At 61.6% G+C, this 22251-nt stretch carries 20 protein-coding genes; 6 read left to right on the top strand and 14 right to left on the bottom strand.

The genetic code is table 11. From position 1 onward, the window contains the following. Positions 1–300: 300 nt before the first annotated feature. Entirely contained in the window at positions 301–1497 is a 1197-nt protein-coding gene (locus RG836_RS25865; RefSeq protein WP_310850611.1) for a multidrug effflux MFS transporter, read from the top strand. A 7-nt stretch (positions 1498–1504) separates the two neighbouring features. Here the strand turns inward: RG836_RS25865 and RG836_RS25860 are convergent, their stop codons facing one another. From RG836_RS25860 to RG836_RS25850, 3 genes are all read right to left on the bottom strand, one after another. Continuing rightward, complete coding sequence (locus tag RG836_RS25860; RefSeq protein WP_310850609.1) at positions 1505–1675, bottom strand: hypothetical protein; 171 nt, start codon at positions 1673–1675, stop codon at positions 1505–1507. A gap of 146 nt (positions 1676–1821) precedes the next feature. Continuing rightward, positions 1822–2835: a zinc-binding alcohol dehydrogenase family protein gene (locus tag RG836_RS25855; protein ID WP_310850608.1), complete on the bottom strand. Its 1014-nt coding sequence runs from the start codon at positions 2833–2835 to the stop codon at positions 1822–1824. Between the two features lie 33 nt (positions 2836–2868). Continuing rightward, positions 2869–3162: a putative quinol monooxygenase gene (locus RG836_RS25850; RefSeq protein ID WP_310850607.1), complete on the bottom strand. Its 294-nt coding sequence runs from the start codon at positions 3160–3162 to the stop codon at positions 2869–2871. A gap of 116 nt (positions 3163–3278) precedes the next feature. On the opposite strand from RG836_RS25850, the gene RG836_RS25845 reads away from it, so the two are divergent. Continuing rightward, a complete protein-coding gene (locus tag RG836_RS25845; protein WP_310850606.1) occupies positions 3279–4208 on the top strand; it encodes a LysR family transcriptional regulator in 930 nt (309 codons plus the stop codon). Between the two features lie 184 nt (positions 4209–4392). Beyond that, positions 4393–5124, top strand: a complete 732-nt coding sequence (locus tag RG836_RS25840) for an ArsR/SmtB family transcription factor (protein WP_310850605.1) — start codon at positions 4393–4395, stop codon at positions 5122–5124. 110 nt (positions 5125–5234) lie between these two features. Here the strand turns inward: RG836_RS25840 and RG836_RS25835 are convergent, their stop codons facing one another. The 3 genes from RG836_RS25835 to RG836_RS25825 form a co-directional block, all read right to left on the bottom strand. Continuing rightward, positions 5235–6188: an adenosine deaminase gene (locus tag RG836_RS25835; RefSeq protein ID WP_310850604.1), complete on the bottom strand. Its 954-nt coding sequence runs from the start codon at positions 6186–6188 to the stop codon at positions 5235–5237. Between the two features lie 78 nt (positions 6189–6266). Further along, entirely contained in the window at positions 6267–7235 is a 969-nt protein-coding gene (locus RG836_RS25830) for a 2-oxoglutarate and iron-dependent oxygenase domain-containing protein (protein WP_310850602.1), read from the bottom strand. Between the two features lie 95 nt (positions 7236–7330). Beyond that, positions 7331–8413 (bottom strand): BMP family ABC transporter substrate-binding protein, encoded by a 1083-nt coding sequence (locus tag RG836_RS25825; RefSeq protein WP_310850600.1) that lies wholly within the window; start codon positions 8411–8413, stop codon positions 7331–7333. Between the two features lie 299 nt (positions 8414–8712). Between RG836_RS25825 and RG836_RS25820 the strand changes: the two genes are divergently transcribed. Further along, positions 8713–9804 carry a calcium:cation antiporter gene (locus RG836_RS25820; protein WP_310850599.1) on the top strand — a complete coding sequence of 364 codons (1092 nt, stop codon included), beginning with the start codon at positions 8713–8715 and terminating at the stop codon, positions 9802–9804. A gap of 168 nt (positions 9805–9972) precedes the next feature. On the opposite strand, the gene RG836_RS25815 is transcribed toward RG836_RS25820, so the two are convergent. From RG836_RS25815 to RG836_RS25780, 8 genes are all read right to left on the bottom strand, one after another. After that, positions 9973–11331 (bottom strand): 8-oxoguanine deaminase, encoded by a 1359-nt coding sequence (locus RG836_RS25815; protein WP_310850598.1) that lies wholly within the window; start codon positions 11329–11331, stop codon positions 9973–9975. Between the two features lie 290 nt (positions 11332–11621). Next, complete coding sequence (locus RG836_RS25810; RefSeq protein ID WP_310850597.1) at positions 11622–12308, bottom strand: SDR family oxidoreductase; 687 nt, start codon at positions 12306–12308, stop codon at positions 11622–11624. A gap of 114 nt (positions 12309–12422) precedes the next feature. Next, positions 12423–13349, bottom strand: coding sequence for an ABC transporter permease (locus tag RG836_RS25805; protein ID WP_310850595.1), 927 nt, complete (start codon positions 13347–13349; stop codon positions 12423–12425). Next, a complete protein-coding gene (locus RG836_RS25800; protein WP_310850594.1) occupies positions 13349–14455 on the bottom strand; it encodes an ABC transporter permease in 1107 nt (368 codons plus the stop codon). Before RG836_RS25800 ends, RG836_RS25805 begins: the two co-directional genes overlap by 1 nt. An 11-nt stretch (positions 14456–14466) precedes the next feature. Beyond that, the gene (locus RG836_RS25795) at positions 14467–16020 is read right to left on the bottom strand and encodes an ABC transporter ATP-binding protein (protein WP_310850592.1); all 1554 of its coding nucleotides are present in this window, start codon (positions 16018–16020) and stop codon (positions 14467–14469) included. 508 nt (positions 16021–16528) lie between these two features. Next, complete coding sequence (locus RG836_RS25790) at positions 16529–17110, bottom strand: IMPACT family protein (RefSeq protein ID WP_310850591.1); 582 nt, start codon at positions 17108–17110, stop codon at positions 16529–16531. 7 nt (positions 17111–17117) lie between these two features. Further along, complete coding sequence (locus RG836_RS25785; RefSeq protein WP_310850590.1) at positions 17118–17768, bottom strand: TetR/AcrR family transcriptional regulator; 651 nt, start codon at positions 17766–17768, stop codon at positions 17118–17120. A gap of 94 nt (positions 17769–17862) precedes the next feature. Continuing rightward, a complete protein-coding gene (locus RG836_RS25780) occupies positions 17863–18783 on the bottom strand; it encodes a LysR family transcriptional regulator (RefSeq protein WP_310850589.1) in 921 nt (306 codons plus the stop codon). 150 nt (positions 18784–18933) lie between these two features. Here RG836_RS25780 and aptA point away from each other — a divergent pair, with 150 nt between their 5' ends. Together aptA and RG836_RS25770 are read left to right on the top strand one after the other, a co-directional pair. Further along, positions 18934–20283: an omega-aminotransferase AptA gene (gene aptA / locus RG836_RS25775; protein WP_310850588.1), complete on the top strand. Its 1350-nt coding sequence runs from the start codon at positions 18934–18936 to the stop codon at positions 20281–20283. A gap of 73 nt (positions 20284–20356) precedes the next feature. Next, positions 20357–21853, top strand: a complete 1497-nt coding sequence (locus RG836_RS25770; protein ID WP_310850587.1) for a CoA-acylating methylmalonate-semialdehyde dehydrogenase — start codon at positions 20357–20359, stop codon at positions 21851–21853. The last annotated feature ends 398 nt before the right edge of the window (positions 21854–22251 follow it).

Raw genomic sequence — 22251 nt, 5'->3', positions numbered from 1 at the left:
GCAGATCAAAAGCCAGATCAACAGCGAGGGCCGCTTCGCGGCCCAACGGGGGCAAGCCCCCTCGCCACAAACAGCAGAGCAGATCAAAAGCGCCCGAGGCAGCCTTATAGCCGACCTGGCTTCGAGTTGTACGCATTCCCCTTGTGGGAGCGAGCCTGCTCGCGAATTCGTCAGTGCAACCGGCGCCTGAGCCAGCGTCGATCACCAAATGTTTTCGATAGTTAGCCTGCTATCGGAATGTTCAAGTGCCCCAGGTGTGGCTAGACTGTCGGGCTGCCGACCTGCCTTTCTGGATGTACGATGAATTTCCGCACGATTCTTATTCTGGGTGCCTTGAGTGCCTTCGGGCCTTTGGCCATCGATTTCTATTTGCCGGCGTTCCCGGCCATGGCGCTGGCGTTTGGCACTGATGAGAAGCACGTTCAGCTGACCCTCGCCTCCTATTTCCTCGGTTTGTCCATCGGCCAACTGGCTTACGGTCCAGTGGCGGATCGCTTTGGCCGGCGTATTCCGCTGTTGGTTGGCGTGGGGCTGTTTACCGCAGCCTCGCTGGCCTGCGCTTATGCGCCGAACCTGGAATGGTTGTTGGCTGCGCGGTTCGTTCAGGCCTTGGGCGGCTGCGCGGGCATGGTGATCTCGCGGGCGGTGGTCAGCGATAAATGCGATGCGGTGGGCTCGGCCAAAGTCTTTTCGCAATTGATGCTGGTGATGGGCCTGGCGCCGATTCTGGCGCCGATGCTCGGCGGCTTGCTGGTCAACCTGCACGGCTGGCAATCGATTTTCCTGGTGTTGACCGCATTCAGTGCCATGGCCGGCCTGGCCGTGGCGCTCGGGTTGCCGGAGAGCATGCCGGCGCACATGCCGCGGCAACCGCTGTCCGGTTCGTTGCGCCAATACCGGCGGCTGCTGTCAGATCGGGTCTACCTGGGGCACGCCTTTACCGGCGGCATTGCGGTTGCCGGGATGTTTTCCTACATCGCCGGCTCGCCGTTCGTCTTCATCAAGTTGTATGGCGTGCCAGCGGAACACTTCGGCTGGCTGTTCGGCATCAACGCTGCGGGCTTTATTTTGGTGGCGCAGATCAATGCGCGACTGCTGTCCCGCCGAGGCCCGGCGGCGTTGCTGTCGCGAACCGTGTGGATTTACCTGGCGGGTGGCCTGACCTTGCTCGGCGTCAGCGCGTTGCACACCGAACAATTGTGGCCGCTGCTGATCCCGCTGTTTGTGTGCATCGCCAGCCTCGGCTGCATCCTGCCCAATGCCTCAGCCTGCGCGATGAGCGGGCAGGGTGCGCGGGCCGGCAGTGCCTCGGCGCTGCTGGGTTGCTTGCAATTCAGCGTCGCCGCCGGTGCGGCGGCGTTGGTCGGGGTGTTGCACGATGGCAGCGCGATGCCGATGGCCATGGTCATCAGCTTGTGCGGGGTGTTGGTGGTGGCCGTGGCGATGTTCACCCGCCGTCTGCAAAATGCGCGGGCGTTGGCACTGACCGGCGCGTGACGCCGGATCAGCCGGCGGCGCGCCGTTGTGTTTCAGGGAATTGATGAGGGGCATGCAGCCGGGCTTCGAGGGTTCGGGTGAACGCCAGGGCCTCAGCCTCGCTGCGGAAGGTAATGGCGTGTTGATCGAGGCGTACTTGCCATTGAGACTTTGTCAGTTCTTTTATCAGGATCTTCATTGCTGACCTCCTTCGATTAAAAGACTACGTCGCAGAGGCCTCGATTGTAGACCCGAATGCCGCCGTGTTTATGACAAATGCTAACGGGCTGACTGACGGTGTCGTCCGTTGCCTTCAGGCCCCGGACGACACCGCTCGGGTGTGCCTTAGAACCCTTCCAGCACGATTTTGCCCTTGGACGTGCCGCTTTCCAGCAGCGCATGGGCGCGACGCAGGTTGGTCGCGTTGATCGTGCCGAAGTGCTCGCCGAGGGTGGTTTTCAGGGTGCCGGCGTCGATCAGCTCGGCCACGCGGTTGAGCAGTTTGTGCTGCTCCAGCATGTCGGCGGTCTCGAACAGCGAGCGGGTGTACATAAACTCCCAGTGCAGCGACAGGCTCTTGCGCTTGAGCTTGGTGACGTCCAGCGCTTTCGGATCATCGATCAGCGCCAGCTTGCCTTGCGGCGCCAGGGCTTCGACCAATTGATCGAGGTGCTGGTCGGTCTGGGTCAGGCTGGCGACGTGGGTCACACTGCTTTGACCGGCGGCTTTCAAGGCTTCGCTCAGTGGTTGGCGGTGATCGACGATCAGGTCGGCGCCCAGCTCGCGCACCCAGGCCTGAGTGTCGGGCCGCGAGGCGCTGCCAATGACTTTCAGCCCGGTCAGTTGCTTGGCCAGTTGCGTGAGGATCGAACCCACGCCACCGGCGGCACCGACGATCAGCAGGCTCTGGCCTTCATCGGTTTTACCTTCGCGGATTTGCAGGCGTTCGAATAACAACTCCCACGCGGTAATGGCAGTCAGCGGCAACGCGGCGGCTTCGGCAAAGCTCAGGGTTTTTGGCATGTGGCCGACGATGCGCTCGTCAACGGTGTGCAGTTCACTGTTGCCGCCGGCGCGGGCAATGGAGCCGGCGTAAAACACCTTGTCGCCAACTTTGAACAAGGTCACGTCGCTGCCGACCGCTTTCACCACACCGGCCACGTCCCAGCCCAGCACTTTCGCCGCGCCGCCTTCAGGCTGGGCGTTCTGCCGCACCTTGGTGTCCACCGGGTTGACCGAAATGGCTTTGACTTCGACCAGCAGGTCGCGAGGCCCGGCCACTGGCGCGGGGATCTCGATGTCTTGCAGGGAATTTTCGTCAGTGATGGGCAGCGAGCTGTAGTAACCAATGGCTTTCATGGGCATCTCCGGAATTGAATGGGAAGAAGGGAATCAGGCAAGCGCCTGCAAGCGCTTGAGCTCAAAGTGTTCGAGCACGTCGCCGGCCTTGGCGCGGAAGGCCTGGATGTGCGCGCTGGCGTCGTGGGCCTGCAGTGCCGCATCGCCGCTCCAGCGCTCGATCATGTAGAAGGCGTGCGGGTTTTGCTGGTCCACCAGCAGGTCGTATTGCGAGCAACCGGCCTCGGCGCGGGTCGGTTCCAGCAGGGCACGCAGGTATCGTTCAAGGACGTCTTGCTGGCCGGGCTTGGCGATCAGCGTGGCGATTGCGGTAAATGGCTGGGACATCATCGACTCCTGAAAACGATTAATGGCGTGGCGCAGATAATTGGCTATTTCCGCGCGAGATAAAAGTCGTTAAAAGAGCAGTCTCTTTCAATATTTTTTTGATAGTCGAGGCTTCTATGCTGCGATTCGATGACCTCCAGTTGTTTGTCCGCGCCGCTGACCTCGGCAGTCTGTCCGCCGCGGCGCGGGTCATGGACCTGTCGGCGGCGGTGGCCAGTGCTGCGCTCAAGCGCATTGAGCAGCAACTCGGCGCGCGGTTGTTGAGCCGTTCCACCCGCAGCCTGCGGCTGACAGCCGAAGGTGAAGGCTTCCTTGAATATGCGCGTGCGGCGTTGAGCAATCTGGATGAGGGCCGGCGCTTGCTGGCCAGCGGCCAGGATCAGGTCAGCGGCGTGCTGCAACTGTCGGCACCCTCGGACTTCGGGCGCAATCTGCTGTTGCCTTGGCTGGATGAGTTCCAGCGCGAGCATGCGCGCCTGACCGTGCGCCTGTTGCTGGGCGACCGGATTGCCGATCTGTTTCGTCAGCCCGTGGACATTGCCCTGCGCTACGGTGAACCGGAGGATTCCAGCCTGGTCGCCTTGCCCATCGAGCCGCACAACCGCCGCGTGTTGTGCGCGTCCCCGGACTACCTCGCGCGCCACGGCGAGCCGCGGCAATTGGAACAACTGGCGCAACATAATTGCCTGCTGTTCATGCTCGGCAGCCGGGTGCATGACCGCTGGAGTTTCCATGACGGCAAGCGTGAGGTCGGGCTGACGGTGAGCGGCGACCGCTTCAGTGACGACGCCGACGTGGTGCGCCTATGGGCGCTGGCCGGCGCCGGGATCGCCTACAAGTCCTGGCTGGACGTGGCGGCGGATGTGCTCGCCGGGCGCCTCAAGGTGCTGATGCCGGATCTGGTCTGCGAGCGCGCTCCGCTGAATCTGCTGTGCGCCCATCGCGCACAGTTGAGTAAGCCGGTGAACCTGTTGCGCGAAATGCTCGTCAGCCGTTGTGCCGATTTGGCGGTGCTACGGCGGTCAATATCCACCGCAGGTCACTAGTCGCACCTAAATAGAGAAAATTCTGTCAGGCAGCGACGCCCGCAACCGTTGCCCAGGGGCAGGAACCATTGTTTATCGCGCTTATACTAGCCGCCGCCACCGCTCTTGCGCGCCTTGGCCGAGGACCCATTACTGGTCAAGATGGATTGGGCAGTAGACGAACGATTCAACAGGGAGTGAATACATGGAACAAGCACCTTGCATCAGTCAGATCGCCACGTTGCTGGCGGACCCCAAGCGCAGCGCAATGATCTGGGCCTTGATGGATGGCGCCGCGCGGCACACCGAAGAGTTGGCGCTGCAAGTGGGCCTCTCGCCGTCATCCGCCAGCGCGCACCTGGGGCGTCTGGCCAGTGGCGGCTTGCTGAGCATGGAAGCCCGGGGCCGCAAGCGTTTCTTCCGCCTGGCGGCGCCGGAGATCCGCACCGCGATCGAGGCGCTGGCCTCCGCCACCCTGGCGAGCGTTCCGCAGGTATTGCCCGAGGTGTTCAAGCGCAACCTGCAGACGCTAAAGGTCCAGGGCACTCCGTCGTCGCTGCTGCTCGCGCGGTTGTGTGAGGATCATCTGGGCGGCACGCTGGCGGCCGATCTGTACCAGCGCATGCTCGATGCCGGCTGGATCGAACAGGTCGAGCAGCGGGTGATGGTCACCCTCAAGGGCGCCCGACAGCTGGCCAGCCGAGGTCTGTTCATCCAGGCCCTGGCCCATCGCAATGCGCAAGTGGTGTGTGCCTGCCCGGACTGGAGTGAACGCCGGCCGCACCTCGGTGGTTCGCTGGGCGCGGCGATGCTGCAATTGTTTCTGCAGTCAGGCTGGCTGAGCGTGCCGGCCGACTCCCGCGCCTTGCTGGTGAGCCCGGCGGGGCAGCGGGAGATCAATCAGTTCGCGCATCGCCATGAGCTGGAGATGGCATGACTGTGCCAAGTGCGGGAGCGAGTCTGCTCGCGAAAGCGATTTGTCAGCCGACAGAAGTGTTGGCTGTAAAGGCGTCTTCGCGAGCAGGCTCGCTCCCACAGGGTTTTTGACTAAGGTTTTACCAACCGTGCATCCAGGCTGTTTTGCGCCAGGCGTTTAGCCTGATCCTGGGTCATGCCCAGGTCGGTGTACAGCGCGTGGAAGTTCTCGGTGACGTAGCCGCCGAAGTACGCCGGGTCGTCGGAGTTGACCGTGACTTTCACTCCGCGCTCCAGCATGTCGAGGATGTTGTGCTGGGACATGTGATCGAACACGCAGAGCTTGGTGTTGGACAGTGGGCACACGGTCAGCGGGATCTGTTCGTCGATGATCCGCTGCATCAGGCGTTCGTCTTCGATCGCCCGCACGCCGTGGTCGATGCGCTGGATTTTCAGCAAGTCGAGGGCTTCCCAGATGTACTCCGGCGGGCCTTCTTCACCGGCGTGGGCGACGGTCAGGAAGCCTTCGCCACGGGCCCGGTCGAATACGCGCTGGAACTTGCTCGGCGGATGGCCCATCTCGGAGCTGTCGAGGCCGACCGCCACAAAGGCGTCGCGGAAGGGCAGTGCCTGGTCGAGGGTTTTCTCGGCCTGCTCTTCACTCAGGTGGCGTAGGAAACTGAGGATCAAGCCGCTGCTGATGCCCAGTTGCTGCTCGCCATCCTTCAGCGCCGCCGCGATACCGTTGAGCACCACTTCAAATGGAATGCCTCGGTCGGTATGGGTTTGCGGATCGAAGAACGGTTCGGTGTGGATCACGTTCTGCGCCTTGCAACGCAGCAGGTACGCCCAGGTCAGGTCGTAGAAGTCCTGCGAGGTGCGCAACACGTCGGCGCCTTGGTAATACAGGTCGAGAAACGCTTGCAGGTTGTTGAAGGCGTAAGCCTGGCGCAAGGCGTCGACGTCGTTCCAAGGCAGGGCGATCTTGTTGCGTTCCGCCAGGGCGAACAGCAGCTCGGGCTCGAGCGAGCCCTCGAGGTGCAGGTGCAGTTCGGCCTTGGGCAAGGCGTTCAGCCAGTCGTACATGTTCGAATTCTCATCAGGTGCAATGCCGGCATTCTACAGGGCCTTGACGAACTATTTAGAAAAACCTGACCGGGCGGTTCAACTGCCGGTCTGCGCTTCCCGTCGATAAGCGTAGGTATCGGCGAAGCGAGAGAGCAGGAATTGCGCACACGTGGTGGTCGGATATTTCGCCGGATGCTCGGCGTCCTGACAGCCCGGCAGGCACTGGATGACGGTGTCGGGGTGTGGCTCGGCGAAGAACGGCATCGAGTAGCGATCGACGCCCAATGGGCTGATCACCCGGTGCGGCGTCGACCGGTAACGGTCGTTGCTCCAGCGGGCCATCATGTCGCCGAGGTTGACCACGAACGTGCCGTCAATCGGCGGCGCGTCGATCCATTGACCATCGACATTGCGCACCTGCAAACCGCCGGCGGCGTCCTGAAAGAGCAGGGTGATGCAGCCGTAATCGGTGTGCGCGCCGGCGCCTTGTTGCTCGTCGGAGCTGGCGGTGTGGCGCGGCGGGTAGTGGATCATGCGCAGCACGCTGACCGGCTCGGCGAAGCGGCTGTCGAAGAAATCCCGTTCGATGCCCAGCGCCAGGGTCATGGCGCGCAACAGGGTTTGCGCCAGTGCCTGCATGTCGAGGTAATGCTGCTCCATCAACGCTTCCCAGCCGGGCAGGTCCGGGTGGCGATTGGGGCCGCGCAAGGCTTTCTCCGCCAGCACGTCTGGATGATCGGCCGGCAAGTGCAGGCCCATGTCGAAGGTTTCCTTGAGGTCGCTGGGTTTGCCCGGGTCCAGTTGCTCGGTGGCGATAGCGCCGTAGCCGCGGTGGTGGCGGGTCTGGGTGATATCGATCTTGAGCTTCTCGGCGGCCGCTTGGCCGAAGAAGGTTTTGGCGCTGGCGAGCAAGGCGTCGATGCGCTCGGCGGTGATCGGGTGGCCGGTGATATAGAAAAAGCCCCAGTCGCGGCAGGCGCGGTCGATTTGCCCGGCGACGGCGCGCCAGGCGGTTTGGTCGTCGCCGTAGAGCGGGGCGATGTTGATGATGGGAAGACTGTTCATGCGGTTGTCCCGAAGAAACACAGACTTTAAAACCTGAAGAACCCTGTGGGAGTTGACTTGCCAGCTCCCACAGGGGCGGTGTGAGTTTGGAAAAATTACTTCGGAATCTGCGCCTTCATGCCTTCCACGTAGTAATTCATCGACGCCAGTTCAGCGGTGGTGGCGCTCACGCCCGCAGGGATTTTCTCGACGCCGGCCTGGTCCTTGATCGGGCCGGTGAACGGTTGCAGGGCGCCGCTCTTGATGTCGGCGATGATCTGTTCGGCCTCAGCCTTGACCGCTGCCGGCACCAGATCACTGATCGGCAACTCCACCGTGCCTTCCTTCAAACCGCCCCAGTAATCCTGGGACTTCCAAGTGTGATCGATGACGCTTTGCGTGGCCTGAATGTAATGCGGTGCCCAGTCGTTGACGATTGAGGTCAGTACCGCTTTCGGCCCGAAGTGCGCCATGTCCGACGCGTAGCCCACGGCGTACACGCCACGGCGTTCGGCGGCCTGAATCGGCGCTGGGCTGTCGGTGTGCTGGAACACCACGTCGACGCCCTGGTCGATCAACGCGTTGGCGGCGTCGGCTTCTTTGCCTGGATCGAACCAGGAATTGACCCACACCACTTTGATCTCGGTGCCCGGGTTGTACTTGTTCAGAGCCAACTGGATGGCGTTGATGTCGCGGATCACTTCGGGGATCGGGAAGGACGCGACGTAACCGATTTTCTTGGTCTTGGTCATCTTCGCCGCGAGGAAACCGCCGACGTAGCGACCTTCATACGTGCGCGCCAGGTAAGTGCCAAGGTTCTTGTCCTGCTTGTAACCCGTGGCATGCTCGAAGGTGACTTTGGGGAATTGCTTGGCGACTTTCAGCGTCGGGTTCATGTAGCCGAACGAGGTGGTAAAGATCAGGTCGTACTTGTCCTTGGCCATGTTGCGGATCACCCGCTCAGCGTCGGCGCCCTCGGCGACGTTTTCCACGTAGTTGGTGGTGATCTGGCTGCCGAGCTTCTCCGCGAGAGCCTTGCGCCCCTGTTCGTGCTGGTACGTCCAGCCGTGGTCGCCAATCGGGCCGATGTAGACGAAGCCGACTTTCAGCGGGTCTGCAGCGCTGGCGGTCAGGCTGGCGCTCAGACCGATGGCCGCCGCAAGGGCGCAAAGCAGCTTCTTCAACGGGCGTTTGTGCATGAATTCGAACTCCATGGTGTTCTGAGGATATTCGGGCCAATGCAAATTGCTGACCAACTGGACAACAAACGGCGTTGAAATCGAGGCGAGGCCTTCGCGAGCAGGCTCGCTCCCACAATGGACATGTATTCTTCGGGGGCAGCGAGCCTGCTCGCGAAGGGGCGTGCAACGCCAATAAAGTGCATGCCCCTAGAATGCTGCCACGCGCTGGTGCGCTAAGGTGTAACGAAACGTTAGCGGCGCGCCGCAGTCAGTAACTCATCCGCTGATCTCGTTCCCCTGCGCAAAAAAGGCTCGCCATGCTCGAAACCCTCAAGCAAGAAAAATTCCTGCTCCTGGCAGTGCTGGCCGCCGTCGTCGCCTACCCGTTGGAACACTGGATGCTGCACAGCGGCCAGGTTGTCGCGCTGAGCGCGGGGCTGGTGCTGATCGGGTTCATCGTCGCGGCTTCGATGCGCGTCGCCCATCACGCCGAGTTGCTCGCGGAAAAAGTCGGCGACCCCTACGGCACGATGATCCTGACCCTCGCCGCCGTGCTGGTGGAAGTGGTCATCCTGGCGATCATGATGAGCAACGAAGCCTCGCCGACCCTGGTGCGCGACACGATTTATTCGGCCGTGATGCTCGACATCAACGGCATCCTCGGTCTTGCCGCTTTGATGGGTGGGATCAAGCATGGCGAACAGTCCTACAACGACGACTCGGCGCGCAGCTACAGCGTGATGATCCTCACCGCCATGGGCGTGTCGATGGTGGTGCCGGAGTTCATTCCCGAGGCCAACTGGAAGGTCTATTCGGCCTTCACCATCGGCGCGATGATCGTGCTTTACACCTTGTTCCTGCGCATGCAAGTCGGGCCGCACAGTTATTTCTTCAGCTACAGCTACCCGGAAAAGCGCCGCAAGAAAGAGCCGGTGGAAAACGAACCGAAACCGGTCAGCCTGGCGATGTCGATCGGCACCCTGGTGTTTGGCGTGGTGGTGATTGGCGCACTGGCCGAGGTGATGTCCAAGACTCTCGACCTGGGCCTGGAAGGCACGGGCGCACCGCCGGTGATCACCGCGATCCTGGTGGCGGCCATCTCAGCCGCGCCGGAAATTCTCACCGCATTGCGTGCGGCATTGGCCAATCGCATGCAGTCGGTTGTCAACATTGCCATGGGCGCGTCGTTGTCGACGGTGATCCTGACCGTGCCGGTGATGGAAGCCATGGCGCTCTACACCGGCCAGCCGTTCCAGATGGCCATGACCCCGGTGCAAACAGTGATGATCTTCCTGACGCTGATCGTCAGCGCGATCAACCTCAATGACGGCGAGACCAACGCCATCGAGGGCATGACTCACTTTGTGTTGTTTGCGACTTTCATCATGTTGTCGTTGCTTGGACTCTGACGGCGAAAATGCCCTTGTGGCGAGGGAGCTTGCTCCCGCTCGGCTGCGTAGCAGTCGTCAATCAAGCGACTGCGCTGTGTCAATCAGCTACCGGTGAATGGTTTTGGGTCTGCTGCGCAGCCCAGCGGGAGCAAGCTCCCTCGCCACAAGGTGTTTCAGTTATGCGTATCAAATCCCCGCAATCAACTGCCGCGCCGCCTGGCTGTGATCGGCGATCAGGCCTTTCAGGTCCAGACCCTCGACCTGCCCGTCGATCACCCGCCACTGGCCGCCGACCATCACCCGATCTGCGCGATCAGCACCGCACAGCAGCAACGCCGAGACCGGGTCGTGGCTGCCGGAGAAGCGCAGTTCATCCAGTTTGAACAGCGCCAGGTCAGCCTGTTTGCCCACTGCGATTTCGCCGATGTCGGTGCGGCCGAGCAGCTTCGCCGAGCCCTGAGTGGCCCAGCCGAGCACCAACTCGGGGGTGATGTCGGCGGCGCCGTAGCGCAGGCGCTGGATGTACAGGGCCTGGCGGGTTTCGAGGATCATGTTCGACGCGTCGTTGGATGCCGAGCCATCGACGCCGAGGCCGATCGGCGCACCCGCCGCCACCAGGTCGAGTGTCGGGCAAATGCCCGAGGCCAGGCGCATGTTCGAACTCGGGCAATGGCAGATGCCGGTGCCGGCGGCGCCGAGACGGGCGATTTCGTCCGGGTTGAAATGGATGCCGTGGGCCAGCCAGGTGCGCGGCCCTAGCCAGCCGACGCTGTCGAGGTAATCCACGGTGCGCAGGCCGAAGCGTTGCAGGCAGAAGTCTTCTTCATCGAGGGTTTCCGCCAGGTGCGTGTGCAAGCGAACGTCGAGCTGATTGGCCAGTTCGGCGCTGGCGGACATGATTTGCGGGGTCACCGAAAACGGCGAGCAGGGCGCCAGGGCGATCTGGATCTGCGCGCCGTCGCCGCGTTCGTGGTATTCGCGAATCAAGCGCTGGCTGTCATCGAGAATCACCTGGCCTTCCTGCACGGTTTGCTGCGGCGGCAAGCCACCGTCCTTTTCGCCGAGGCTCATGGAGCCCCGTGTGAGCATTGCGCGCATGCCCAATTCACGAACGCTTTCGACCTGTACGTCGATGGCATTTTCCAGCCCGTCGGGAAACAGATAGTGGTGATCCGCTGCGGTGGTGCAGCCTGAGAGCAACAGTTCGGCCAGCGCCACTTTGGTCGCCAGTGCGAGTTTCTCCGGGGTCAGCCGCGCCCACACCGGGTACAGGGTTTTCAGCCACGGGAACAATGGTTCGTTGACCACCGGCGCCCAGGCGCGGGTCAGGGTTTGGTAGAAGTGGTGATGGGTGTTGATCAGGCCCGGCAGGATCACATGTTCGCGGGCATCGAACACGTGCGAGCAAGCTGCGGACGGCTGCTGGCCGGCGCCGAGCACTTCGACGATTACGCCGTCTTGCAGGACCAGGCCGCCACGGGCATCGAGCGCGTTGGCCGTGAAAATGGCGAGGGGATTTTTTAACCAGGTACGGATGGCAGGCATGGTGGCCGGCTCCTCTGAAAATGGGTTCAGGGTTGCCAGCTCAGTGTTGCCCTGTCTGCTGATCCAGGGTCGCCGTTGCGGGCGAGGTGCGGAGTGTCGGATAAAACGCTTGGGTCGGCAAGCCCGGGCCGACCGGGTGATGAGTGCTCACGGCGCACATCAAACTCTGTGGGAGCGGGCTTGCCCGCGATGAGGGTGCGTCAGTCAACAGCATCGTCACTGATATAACGCTTTCGCGAGCTGGCTCGCTCCTACAGGTTTTTCACTAAACCCAGAATTAGATTCTGGTGTTACCAGGGAATTGTCTCTCCCTTGTAGTTCACGAAGTGATGGCCGCCCTTGCCGGTGTAGGCGTTCACTTGATCGATCAGGCCGCGGGTGCTGGTCTCCACGTCCAGCGTGGCCCCTTCACCGCCCATGTCGGTTTTCACCCAGCCCGGATGCAGCGACAGCACGGTCAAGGTCTGTTCGCCCAATTGGCCGATAAAACTGTTGGTCATGGAATTGAGGGCCGCTTTGCTGGCCTTGTACAGCGCCAGTTCCGGGGCGTCGGGCATGGTCACGCTGCCGAGCACCGAACTCATGAACGCCAGCACGCCGCTGTGCGGGCGAATCTGCCCGACGAAGCGCTGGGCCAGGTTGATCGGCGCCACCGCGTTGGTGAAAAACAACTGACCGACCTCCGCCAGGGTCGCGCCCCCGGGGCTCTGGTCCGTCGGGCCTTTGACCCCGGCGTTGACGAACAGCAAGTCAAACACCTCGCCTTTGAGTTGCTGGCTCAGGGCGATTACCGCTTGCTGGTCATCCATGTCGAGCTTCTCGACCCTTACCGGGCCGAGCGCAGTCAAGGCGTCGGCATGCTGTGGATTGCGTACGGTGGCGGTGACTTGCCAGCCATCCGCCAGCAGGGTTTTCACCAGACCCAGGCCCAAGCCTCGGGAGGCGCCGATAATCAATGCGGTTTTTGCCGTGGACATCTACGGTTTCCTTGAAAAAGTGGCGATCACGGATCAATCGACAACGGGAGTAGCGCCGTGGTTGCAGGCCACTACGCTACTGCCGATTGATGCCGATGTGAAGCCTGCCGCTTTTCAATGTCCCGGTTGCCACGGTTGGCCTAACGATACCGGGGCAAACAACCGAGTGCGCACCGCATCCCGCGACAACAGCACCAGCACCACGATAGTCGCGACATACGGCAGCATCGCCAGCAGGCTCGACGGGATCGCCAGCCCAAGGCCTTGCGCGACCAGATGCAGGATGCTGGCGAGGCCGAACAGGTAAGCGCCGAGCAGCAAGCGCCAGACCCGCCAACTGGCAAACACCACCAGCGCCAGGGCGATCCAGCCTCGGCCGGCGCTCATGTTTTCTGCCCACATCGGCGTGTAGGCCAGCGACAGGTAGGCGCCGGCCAGCCCGGCCATGGCACCGCCGAACAACACCGCCAGGGTGCGCACGCCGAGCACCGGCAAACCCATGGCGCTGGCGGCGTCCGGGTTTTCACCGACCGCTTGAATGATCAGGCCGACGCGGCTTTTCAGGATCACCCAGGCAACCACGCCGAACAGCACGAACGACAGATACACCAGCACGTCCTGGGCGAACAGCATGCGGCCGATCAGCGGAATTTCGCTGAGGTACGGAATCGCCAACGGCTCAAAACCCGCCAGGGGCTTACCGACCCACGCCGCGCCAATAAACGTCGACAGGCCAACGCCGAAAATCGTCAGGGCCAACCCGGTGGCCACTTGATTGGCGTTGAACACCAGTGCCACCAGCGCGAACAGCGCCGACAGCAGCATCCCCGCGACCATCGCCAGCATCACCCCAAGCCACAGGTTGCCGGTGCTGAACGCGACGATGAAACCGGTCACCGCGCCCAGCAGCATCATCCCTTCCTGGCCGAGATTGAGCACGCCGCTCTTTTCGCAGATCAACTCACCCAGCGCCACCAGCAGCAACGGCGTGCCGCAGCGGACCATGGCGTAGAGAATATTGCTCAGCAGATCGATATCCATCACAAGGCTCCGGCCTGTACGGCGGTGGTCGAGGTGCGCCGGGCCCAGCGCAGGTTCAGGCGTGGCCGATAGAGGATCAGCACGTCACAGGCCAGCAGGAAAAACAGCATCATGCCCTGGAACAATTGAGTGATCGCTTGCGGCAGGTTCAGGCTCATCTGCGCGCTCTCGCCGCCGATGTACAACAGCGCCATCAACAGGCTGGAAAACAGAATGCCGATTGGGTTGAGCCGGCCGAGAAACGCCACGGTGATCGCCGCGTAGCCATAGCCCGGCGACACTTGCGGGACCAATTGGCCGATCGGCCCGGTGACTTCGCAAACGCCGGCCAGCCCGGCCAGGCCACCACTGATCAACAGCGCCAGCCAAATCAGGCGCTTGTGCTTGAAGCCGACAAACCCGGCCGCGCGTTTATCCAGGCCCAGCACTTTGATCTGGAAGCCGACGAAGCTGCGTTGCAGCAACACCCACACCGCCACCAGCGCCAGCAGCGCGAAATACACCCCGGCGTGCACCCGGCCGTCCTCCATCAACAGCGGCAAACGGCTGGCATCGCCGAACATCGCCGACTGCGGAAAATTGAAGCCTTCCGGGTCTTTCAACGGGCCGTGGACGAAGTACAGCAGCAGGTTCAGCGCGATGTAGTTGAGCATGATGCTGGTGAGGATTTCGTTGGCGTTGAAACGCGTGCGTAACCACGCCGTCAGCCCGGCCCACGCCGCCCCGGCCAGTGTGCCCACCAGCAGGATCAGCACCAGCGCCCATCGGCTTTCCACGGCGATCACATTCACTGCCACTGCGCTGCCGGCCAAGGCGCCGAGCAGCAATTGGCCTTCGGCGCCGATGTTCCAGATCCGTGCCTGATAAGCCACCGCCAGGCCGAGGGCGCAGAGCAGGATCGGCAGGGTTTTCACCAGCCATTCAGAGACGCCGTACAAGTCGCTGATCGGCGCGATCAACAGGGTGTGCAAAGTCAGCAGCGGATCGTGCCCGAGGGCGATAAACAACAGTGAGCCGCAGCCGAGCGTCAGCACCGCCGCCAGCAGCGGCGAGCACCACAGCATCAGGCGCGACTGCTGGCCACGGGGTTCGAGGGAAAGCAGCATGTGTAACTCCGTTAAACCGGCGCGGACGCGGCGGGTTGAGGGGCGTCGAACTGGCCGGCCATCCAGCCGCCGACTTCGATCAAATGGGTGTCGGCGGTGGCTTTTAGCGCTGACAGCCGACCACTGCACAACGCGCCGAGGCGGTCGCTGATCTGGAACAGTTCGTCGAGATCTTCGGAAATCACCAGGATCGCCGCGCCAGCATCGCGCAAGGCAATCAGCGCACGGTGAATGGTCGCTGCCGCGCCGACATCGACGCCCCAGGTCGGGTGCGCCGCCACCAGCAATGTCGGCTGCTGGAGGATTTCCCGGCCGAGGATGAATTTTTGCAAGTTACCGCCGGACAGGCTGCGCGCCGGCGCGTGTGCGTCAGGGGTTTTCACCCCGAAGCGGCGGATGATCTCGTCGGCCAGCGCGAGTACTTTGTGCCGCTGAATCAAGCCCTGGCTGACCAGGCCTTGCTGGAACGCGGTGAGCAACGCGTTATTCGCCAGGCTCAATTCCGGCACCGCGCCGTGGCCGAGGCGTTCGGCGGGGACGAACGCCTGGCCCAAGCGGCGGCGAGCGTCCGGCGGCAAATCGGCGACGGCTTGTTGGTTGAAGGAGATGGTGTGCGCGGCGTTGCGGGCCAGGCGTTGTTCGCCGCTGAGTAACGCCAGCAATTCATCCTGACCGTTGCCGGCGACCCCGGCGATGCCGACGATTTCACCGCTGCGCACCTGCAAGTCGATGCCCTCAAGCGAACAGCCAAACGGGTCCGGGTTGTGCCACGACAAGCCGCTGACTCGCAGAAACACCTCGTCACCGCTGACCTTGGGGTAGTCGGTGATCAGCCCGGCCGCTTCGCCGACCATCAACTGCGCGAGCTCGCGGTCGCTGCACTCCGCCGGCCGGCAATGCCCGGCGACGCGACCGCCGCGCAACACCGTGGCGCTGTGGCACAGCGCGCGGACCTCGCCGAGTTTGTGGCTAATAAACAAGATGCTGCAGCCTTCTGCCGCCAGACGCCGCAGGGTGACAAACAAATCGTCGGCTTCCAGCGGCGTCAGCACCGAGGTCGGTTCGTCGAGGATCAGCAGGCGGATGTCCTGCATCAGGCAGCGAATGATCTCCACCCGTTGCCGCTCGCCGATCGACAGGCTGTGCACCAGGCGTTGCGGCTCTACCGCCATGCCGTAGCGCTGGGAAACCTCGCGAATTTTGCTTTCGAGTTGTTTCGGCGAGCCGGCGCTGGCGCCCATGGCCAGGGCAATGTTCTGCGCCACGCTGAGGGTTTCGAACAACGAAAAATGCTGGAACACCATGCCGATGCCCAACTGCCGCGCCTGGGCCGGGTTTCGAAGATGCACACGCTGGCCCTGCCAGATCACCTCGCCGGCATCGGCCTGGGTGACGCCGTAGATGATTTTCATCAAGGTGCTTTTACCCGCGCCGTTCTCCCCGAGCAGGGCGTGGATTTCGCCCGGCTGAATGCTCAAGTCAATGGCGTCGTTGGCCAGGCAGCCGGGGTAGCGTTTGCTGATGTGGCGCAATTGCAGGCGCGGGATTGAATCGTCAGGTGGCATGACAAGGCTCGGGTCCGGGTGGCGATGCCTGTGGATAAAGCAATTTCCTGGCCAGTCAGTCAGAAAATCTGTTGATGCCTTGCCTGTGAGCCTTTCTTGGCGGGCGCTTGCCGGTGATGGATAAATTTTTCGGCACCAGATCGGGGCGTTGGTGTGTGACAGGCTCCAGTTTTGTTCGTGACACTTTGATTAAAAAATGAGCAGCGGGCCGCGAGCTATGCCCTGTCGTGCGCCGGGACAGTCATGAACGGCTTATCCACAGGTTGTTCCACAGGAACTGTGCGCAAGCCGGAATCTCGGGCATAAGCGCTGCGGCGCTTTCTTCTAAAGGTGATAAACGCTGCTAACCGGCTGTTTTGCTTTGAAAACTGCCCGCGGCTGGGTGATTGAACAAAAAATGAACAGCCGCCGCAGAGCCGCGAGATAGAAGGTGCGCAGAACGATGTACTCAGGTTATCCACAGCCGGGTGCACAGCGGATGTGGGCAAGTGTACTGGCGCCGGAAATCTCAGCGTTGCAGCAAGATTCGTCCACGACTCAAATCGGCGAGCAGGCGTTGCAGGTGATCGATCTGCTCTTCGCCGACCGCTAGCTGCAGGTCCACGCCATTGGCGGTGAACGTTTCTTCGATCACCAGGCCGCCCAGCTCTGCCACGCGCAATTTGACCAGCGCCAATTCGGCGAACGCGCAGGCACAGCTGACCTGAGTACGACTGATCAGGGCGATTTTCTCCGCGCTTTGCAGGCATTTGTTGGCGCCACCGCCGTACGCGCGAGCCAGGCCGCCGGTGCCTAACTGAATGCCGCCGTACCAGCGAATCACCAGCACCGCGACTTGATCGCAGGCCTGCGCTTCGATGGCCGCCAGGATCGGCCGGCCAGCGGTGCCGCCGGGTTCGCCGTCGTCATTGCTGCGGTATTGCGCACCGAGCTTCCAGGCCCAGCAGTTGTGCGTGGCATTCAGGTCGCTGTGCTGTTCGATGAAAGCTTGGGCGTCAGCGGGGCTGGTGATTGGGCCGGCGAGGGTAATGAAACGACTTTTGCGAATCTCTTCGCGGTATTCGCAAAAGCCGCTGAGGGTATAAGGCATACAGTTCTTAAATGGCAGGCTGGAGGCCGCAGCCTTTGAGGATGATACGGATCAGGTTGTTGCCGGCGTCTTCCATGTCTTGCTTGGTCAGCTTTGTGCGGCCGCTGACCCGGCAGATCTGCGTGGCGAAATCGGCGTAATGCTGGGTGCTGCCCCACAGCAGGAAGATCAGGTGCACCGGGTCGACCGGGTCCATTTTTCCGGCATCGATCCAGGCCTGGAACACCCCGGCTCGACCCTGGAACCAGGCGCGGTAATCCTGGTTGAAATACTCGGTCAAACATTCGCCGCCGCTGATCACTTCCATGGCGAAAATTCGCGAGGCTTGCGGCTGGCGTCGCGAGAATTCCATCTTCGCCCGGATGTAACGGCTCAATGCTTCGGCCGGATCGTCTTCGGCGGTGAGGGTGTTGAAGGTGCTGTCCCACAATTCAATGATGTTGCTCAGTACCGCCACGTACAGCCCGAGTTTATTGGTGAAGTAGTAATGCAGGTTGGCTTTGGGCAGGCCGGCATTTTGCGCGATGGTGTTCATGCTCGTGCCTTTGAACCCGTGGCGAGCGAACTCGTCTTCGGCGGCTTTGAGGATCGTCTCTTCGTTCTTCTGACGAATGCGGCTGGCAGGTTTGCCGCCGTGGGCGGGGACTTCAAAGGTCATAGGCGTGTCCGGGCAAGTCTGTGGGGGGCAACCATTTGCGTTGATAGCGCACCCACCGGCATCCGACAAGTGTTTCGGCGATAAAACCCCGGGATCAACGGGTCGCTGCCAGGCTTTCGAGGAAACTTTCCAGCACCAAGTGCGGCCGCCGACCTTTGCGGGTGACCGACGCCAGGCTCAAGTCGTAGAAGCGCGTTTTGGCTTTCAGCGCGCGCAACCGGCCTTGCTGCACCCACAGGCTGGCGTAGTGATCCGGCAGATAACCGATGTAGCGCCCGGTGAGAATCAGGAACGCCATGCCTTCGCGGTCCGACGCACTGGCGGTGCAGTTGAGCGCCTGGTAATGCGCCTGGATCTCCGCGGGCAAGCGGAAGGTCGGGGCGATGGCGTCCTGGCTGTTGAGGCGCTGGTCATCCAGTTGTTTATCGTCGACGTAAAACAGCGGATGCCCGACCGCGCAATACAGCAGCGAGCGTTCACTGTAGAGCGGCTGATATTCCAACCCCGACAACGCCGTGGCCTGCGGCACTACGCCGACATGCAGGCGCCCGTCGAGCACCCCTTGTTCAACTTCATTCGGGGCGATCATGCGGATCTGGATTTGCACGTCCGGCCCGCGTTCCTTTAGTTGCGCCAAGGCGTGGGTGATGCGCATGTGGGGGAGGGTGACCAGGTTGTCGGTGAGGCCGATAGTCAATTCGCCGCGCAGGTGTTGGTGCAGGCCGTTAACCTCAGTGCGAAAACTTTCCAGCGCACTTAATAGTTGCAGAGCCGACTGGTAGACCTCGCGACCTTCTTCGGTCAACGAGAACCCGGCCCGACCGCGTTGGCACAGACGCAGGCCGAGGCGTTGTTCGAGGTCGCTCATCTGCTGGCTGATGGCCGAGCGGCCGATGCCGAGCACCGATTCCGCCGCCGAGAAGCCGCCGCACTCCACCACGCTGCGGAAGATCCGCAGCAAGCGAATATCAAAGTCGCTGACTTGGGCTAATGGGTCGGGGCGACGAATGCTCATGCATCGGTACTCAAAGTTTAGTGAAGGACAGACTGAAGGTTACAAAAGTTGAATTTCACCGACTTTATCCCCGTGGCAATTTAGTCGCAACTGTCGTCACGCCATGCGTCCTCAACTGCACGCCGCTTATTGCCCTGCGAGGTTTTGCTCATGAACATGCCCGAAAACGCTCCGTCCTCCTTGGCCAGCCAGCTCAAGCTGGATGCGCACTGGATGCCTTACACCGCCAACCGTAACTTCCAGCGCGACCCGCGACTGATCGTGGCGGCCGAAGGCAGTTGGTTGACGGACGACAAGGGCCGCAAGATCTACGACTCGCTGTCAGGCCTGTGGACCTGCGGCGCTGGGCACACCCGCAAGGAAATCCAGGAAGCGGTCGCCAAGCAGTTGGGCACCCTCGATTATTCGCCGGGCTTCCAGTACGGCCATCCGCTGTCGTTTCAGTTGGCGGAGAAAATCACTGAACTGACACCGGGCAACCTGAACCATGTGTTCTTCACCGACTCGGGTTCCGAGTGTGCCGATACCGCGGTGAAAATGGTCCGCGCCTACTGGCGTCTGAAAGGCCAGGCCACCAAGACCAAAATGATCGGCCGCGCCCGTGGCTACCACGGCGTCAACATCGCCGGCACCAGCCTCGGCGGCGTCAACGGCAACCGTAAGCTGTTCGGTCAGGCGATGATGGACGTCGATCATCTGCCGCACACCTTACTGGCCAGCAATGCTTATTCCCGTGGCATGCCGGCCGAGGGCGGGATCGCTTTGGCCGATGAATTACTAAAGCTGATCGAACTACACGACGCCTCTAATATCGCGGCGGTGTTCGTTGAGCCGATGGCCGGGTCCGCCGGTGTACTGGTGCCGCCGCAGGGTTACCTGAAACGCCTGCGGGAAATCTGCGACCAGCACAATATTCTGCTGGTGTTCGATGAGGTGATCACCGGTTTCGGCCGTACCGGCTCAATGTTCGGCGCCGACAGCTTTGGCGTGACCCCGGACCTGATGTGCATCGCCAAGCAAGTCACCAACGGTGCGATTCCGATGGGCGCAGTGATTGCCAGCTCCGAGATCTACCAGACCTTCATGAACCAGCCGACGCCTGAATACGCGGTGGAATTCCCTCACGGTTACACCTACTCGGCACACCCGGTGGCGTGCGCGGCGGGCCTGGCGGCACTCGATCTGCTGCAAAAAGAAAATTTGGTGCAGAGCGTGGCCGAAGTCGCGCCGCATTTCGAAAACGCGTTGCACGGCCTGAAGGGCGGCAAGAACATCATCGACATCCGCAACTACGGCCTGGCCGGTGCGATCCAGATTGCGCCACGGGACGGTGACGCCATCGTGCGTCCATTTGAAGCCGGCATGGCGCTGTGGAAGAAGGGTTTTTACGTGCGCTTTGGTGGCGACACCTTGCAATTCGGCCCGACCTTCAACAGCAAGCCGCAAGACCTGGATCGCCTGTTCGATGCGGTTGGCGAAGTGCTGAACACCATCGACTGATTTTTCCTTCTATATAAGTACAAACGGCAGGCGCCCTACGCGGGCGCCTGTGGACCACTTTCAGGAGCCCCGCATGAGCCTCATTCCGCATTTGATCAATGGCGAGCTGGTGAGCGAGCCGAACGGCCGCACCGCTGACGTGTTCAACCCGTCCACCGGCCAGGCGATCCACAAGCTGCCGTTGGCCAGCCGCGAAACCATTCAACAGGCCATCGACGCCGCCAAGGCTGCCTTCCCGGCCTGGCGCAATACGCCACCGGCCAAGCGTGCGCAGGTGATGTTCCGTTTCAAGCAATTGCTGGAGCAGAACGAAGCGAAAATCTCGCAATTGATCAGCGAGGAGCACGGCAAGACTTTGGAAGACGCCGCCGGCGAATTGAAGCGCGGCATCGAGAACGTTGAGTTCGCCTGCGCCGCCCCGGAAATTCTCAAGGGTGAGTACAGCCGCAACGTCGGCCCGAACATTGATGCCTGGTCGGATTTCCAGCCGCTGGGCGTGGTGGCCGGTATTACGCCATTCAACTTCCCGGCGATGGTGCCCCTGTGGATGTACCCGCTGGCGATCGTCTGCGGGAACTGCTTCATCCTCAAGCCGTCCGAGCGTGATCCGAGTTCCACACTGCTGATCGCACAACTGCTGATCGAGGCCGGTTTGCCGAAAGGCGTGCTTAGCGTGGTGCATGGCGACAAAGCGGCGGTGGATGCGCTGATCGAAGCGCCGGAAGTCAAAGCCCTGAGTTTCGTGGGTTCGACGCCGATTGCCGAATACATCTACGCCGAGGGCACCAAGCGCGGCAAGCGCGTCCAGGCATTGGGCGGCGCGAAGAACCATGCGGTGCTGATGCCGGATGCTGATCTGGACAACGCAGTCAGCGCCTTGATGGGCGCGGCCTACGGTTCGTGCGGCGAGCGCTGCATGGCGATCTCGGTGGCGGTGTGCGTGGGTGACCAAGTCGCCGATGCGTTGATCGGCAAACTGACGCCGCAGATCAAGGCGCTGAAGATTGGTGCCGGTACGTCCTGTGGTCTGGACATGGGGCCGCTGGTTTCCGGTCAGGCTCGGGATAAGGTCAGTGGGTATATAGAAGACGGCGTTGCTTCCGGCGCGAGCCTGGTGGTGGATGGTCGTGGCTTGAGCGTGGCGGGGCACGAGGAAGGCTTCTTCCTGGGTGGCTGCCTGTTCGATCACGTCACCCCCGAGATGCGCATCTATAAAGAAGAGATCTTCGGGCCGGTGCTGTGCGTGGTCCGGGTAAACAGCCTCGAAGAGGCGATGCAACTGATCAACGATCACGAGTATGGCAACGGCACTTGTATCTTCACCCGCGATGGGGAGGCGGCGCGGCTGTTCTGCGATGAGATCGAGGTCGGCATGGTCGGCGTCAACGTGCCGCTGCCAGTGCCGGTGGCTTATCACAGCTTTGGCGGCTGGAAGCGTTCGCTTTTTGGCGACTTGCATGCGTATGGCCCGGATGGCGTGCGGTTCTACACCCGTCGCAAGGCAATCACCCAGCGCTGGCCGCAGCGTGCGAGCCATGAAGCTTCGCAGTTTGCGTTCCCTAGCTTGTAAGTAGCGGGATTAGAAAAGGCCGTCCCTTGGGGCGGCCTTTTGCGTTCTAAGAGTTTCTTTGACTGATATGACAGAATTGTGAAATTAAGGGTTGACGGCAAATCCTGGAGGTCTATAATTCGCCCCACTTCCGGCGCAGTCGAAACGGAAAACTCCTTGAGTTTCAATGAGTTAAACGATTTTAGGTTGTAACTGGCTTCAGTTCATGGAAGCCTGGAAGGAGTTGATAAGGCGGTGGGTTTGAGCCTTGTTAACGATTCGATCTTCTCGATCGAAGCGCTGTAAAAGAGGTGTTGACAGCAGCGAGTAACGCTGTAGAATTCGCCTCCCGCTAACGAGAGATCGAAAGCGCAAGTGGTTGAAGTTGCAGAGGAAACTTTGAAAACTTCTTAAAATAA

Origin of the sequence: Pseudomonas rhizozeae (assembly GCF_031583775.1) — a bacterium.
Lineage (GTDB): Bacteria > Pseudomonadota > Gammaproteobacteria > Pseudomonadales > Pseudomonadaceae > Aquipseudomonas.
This window is presented reverse-complemented; position numbering and strand designations above follow the sequence as displayed.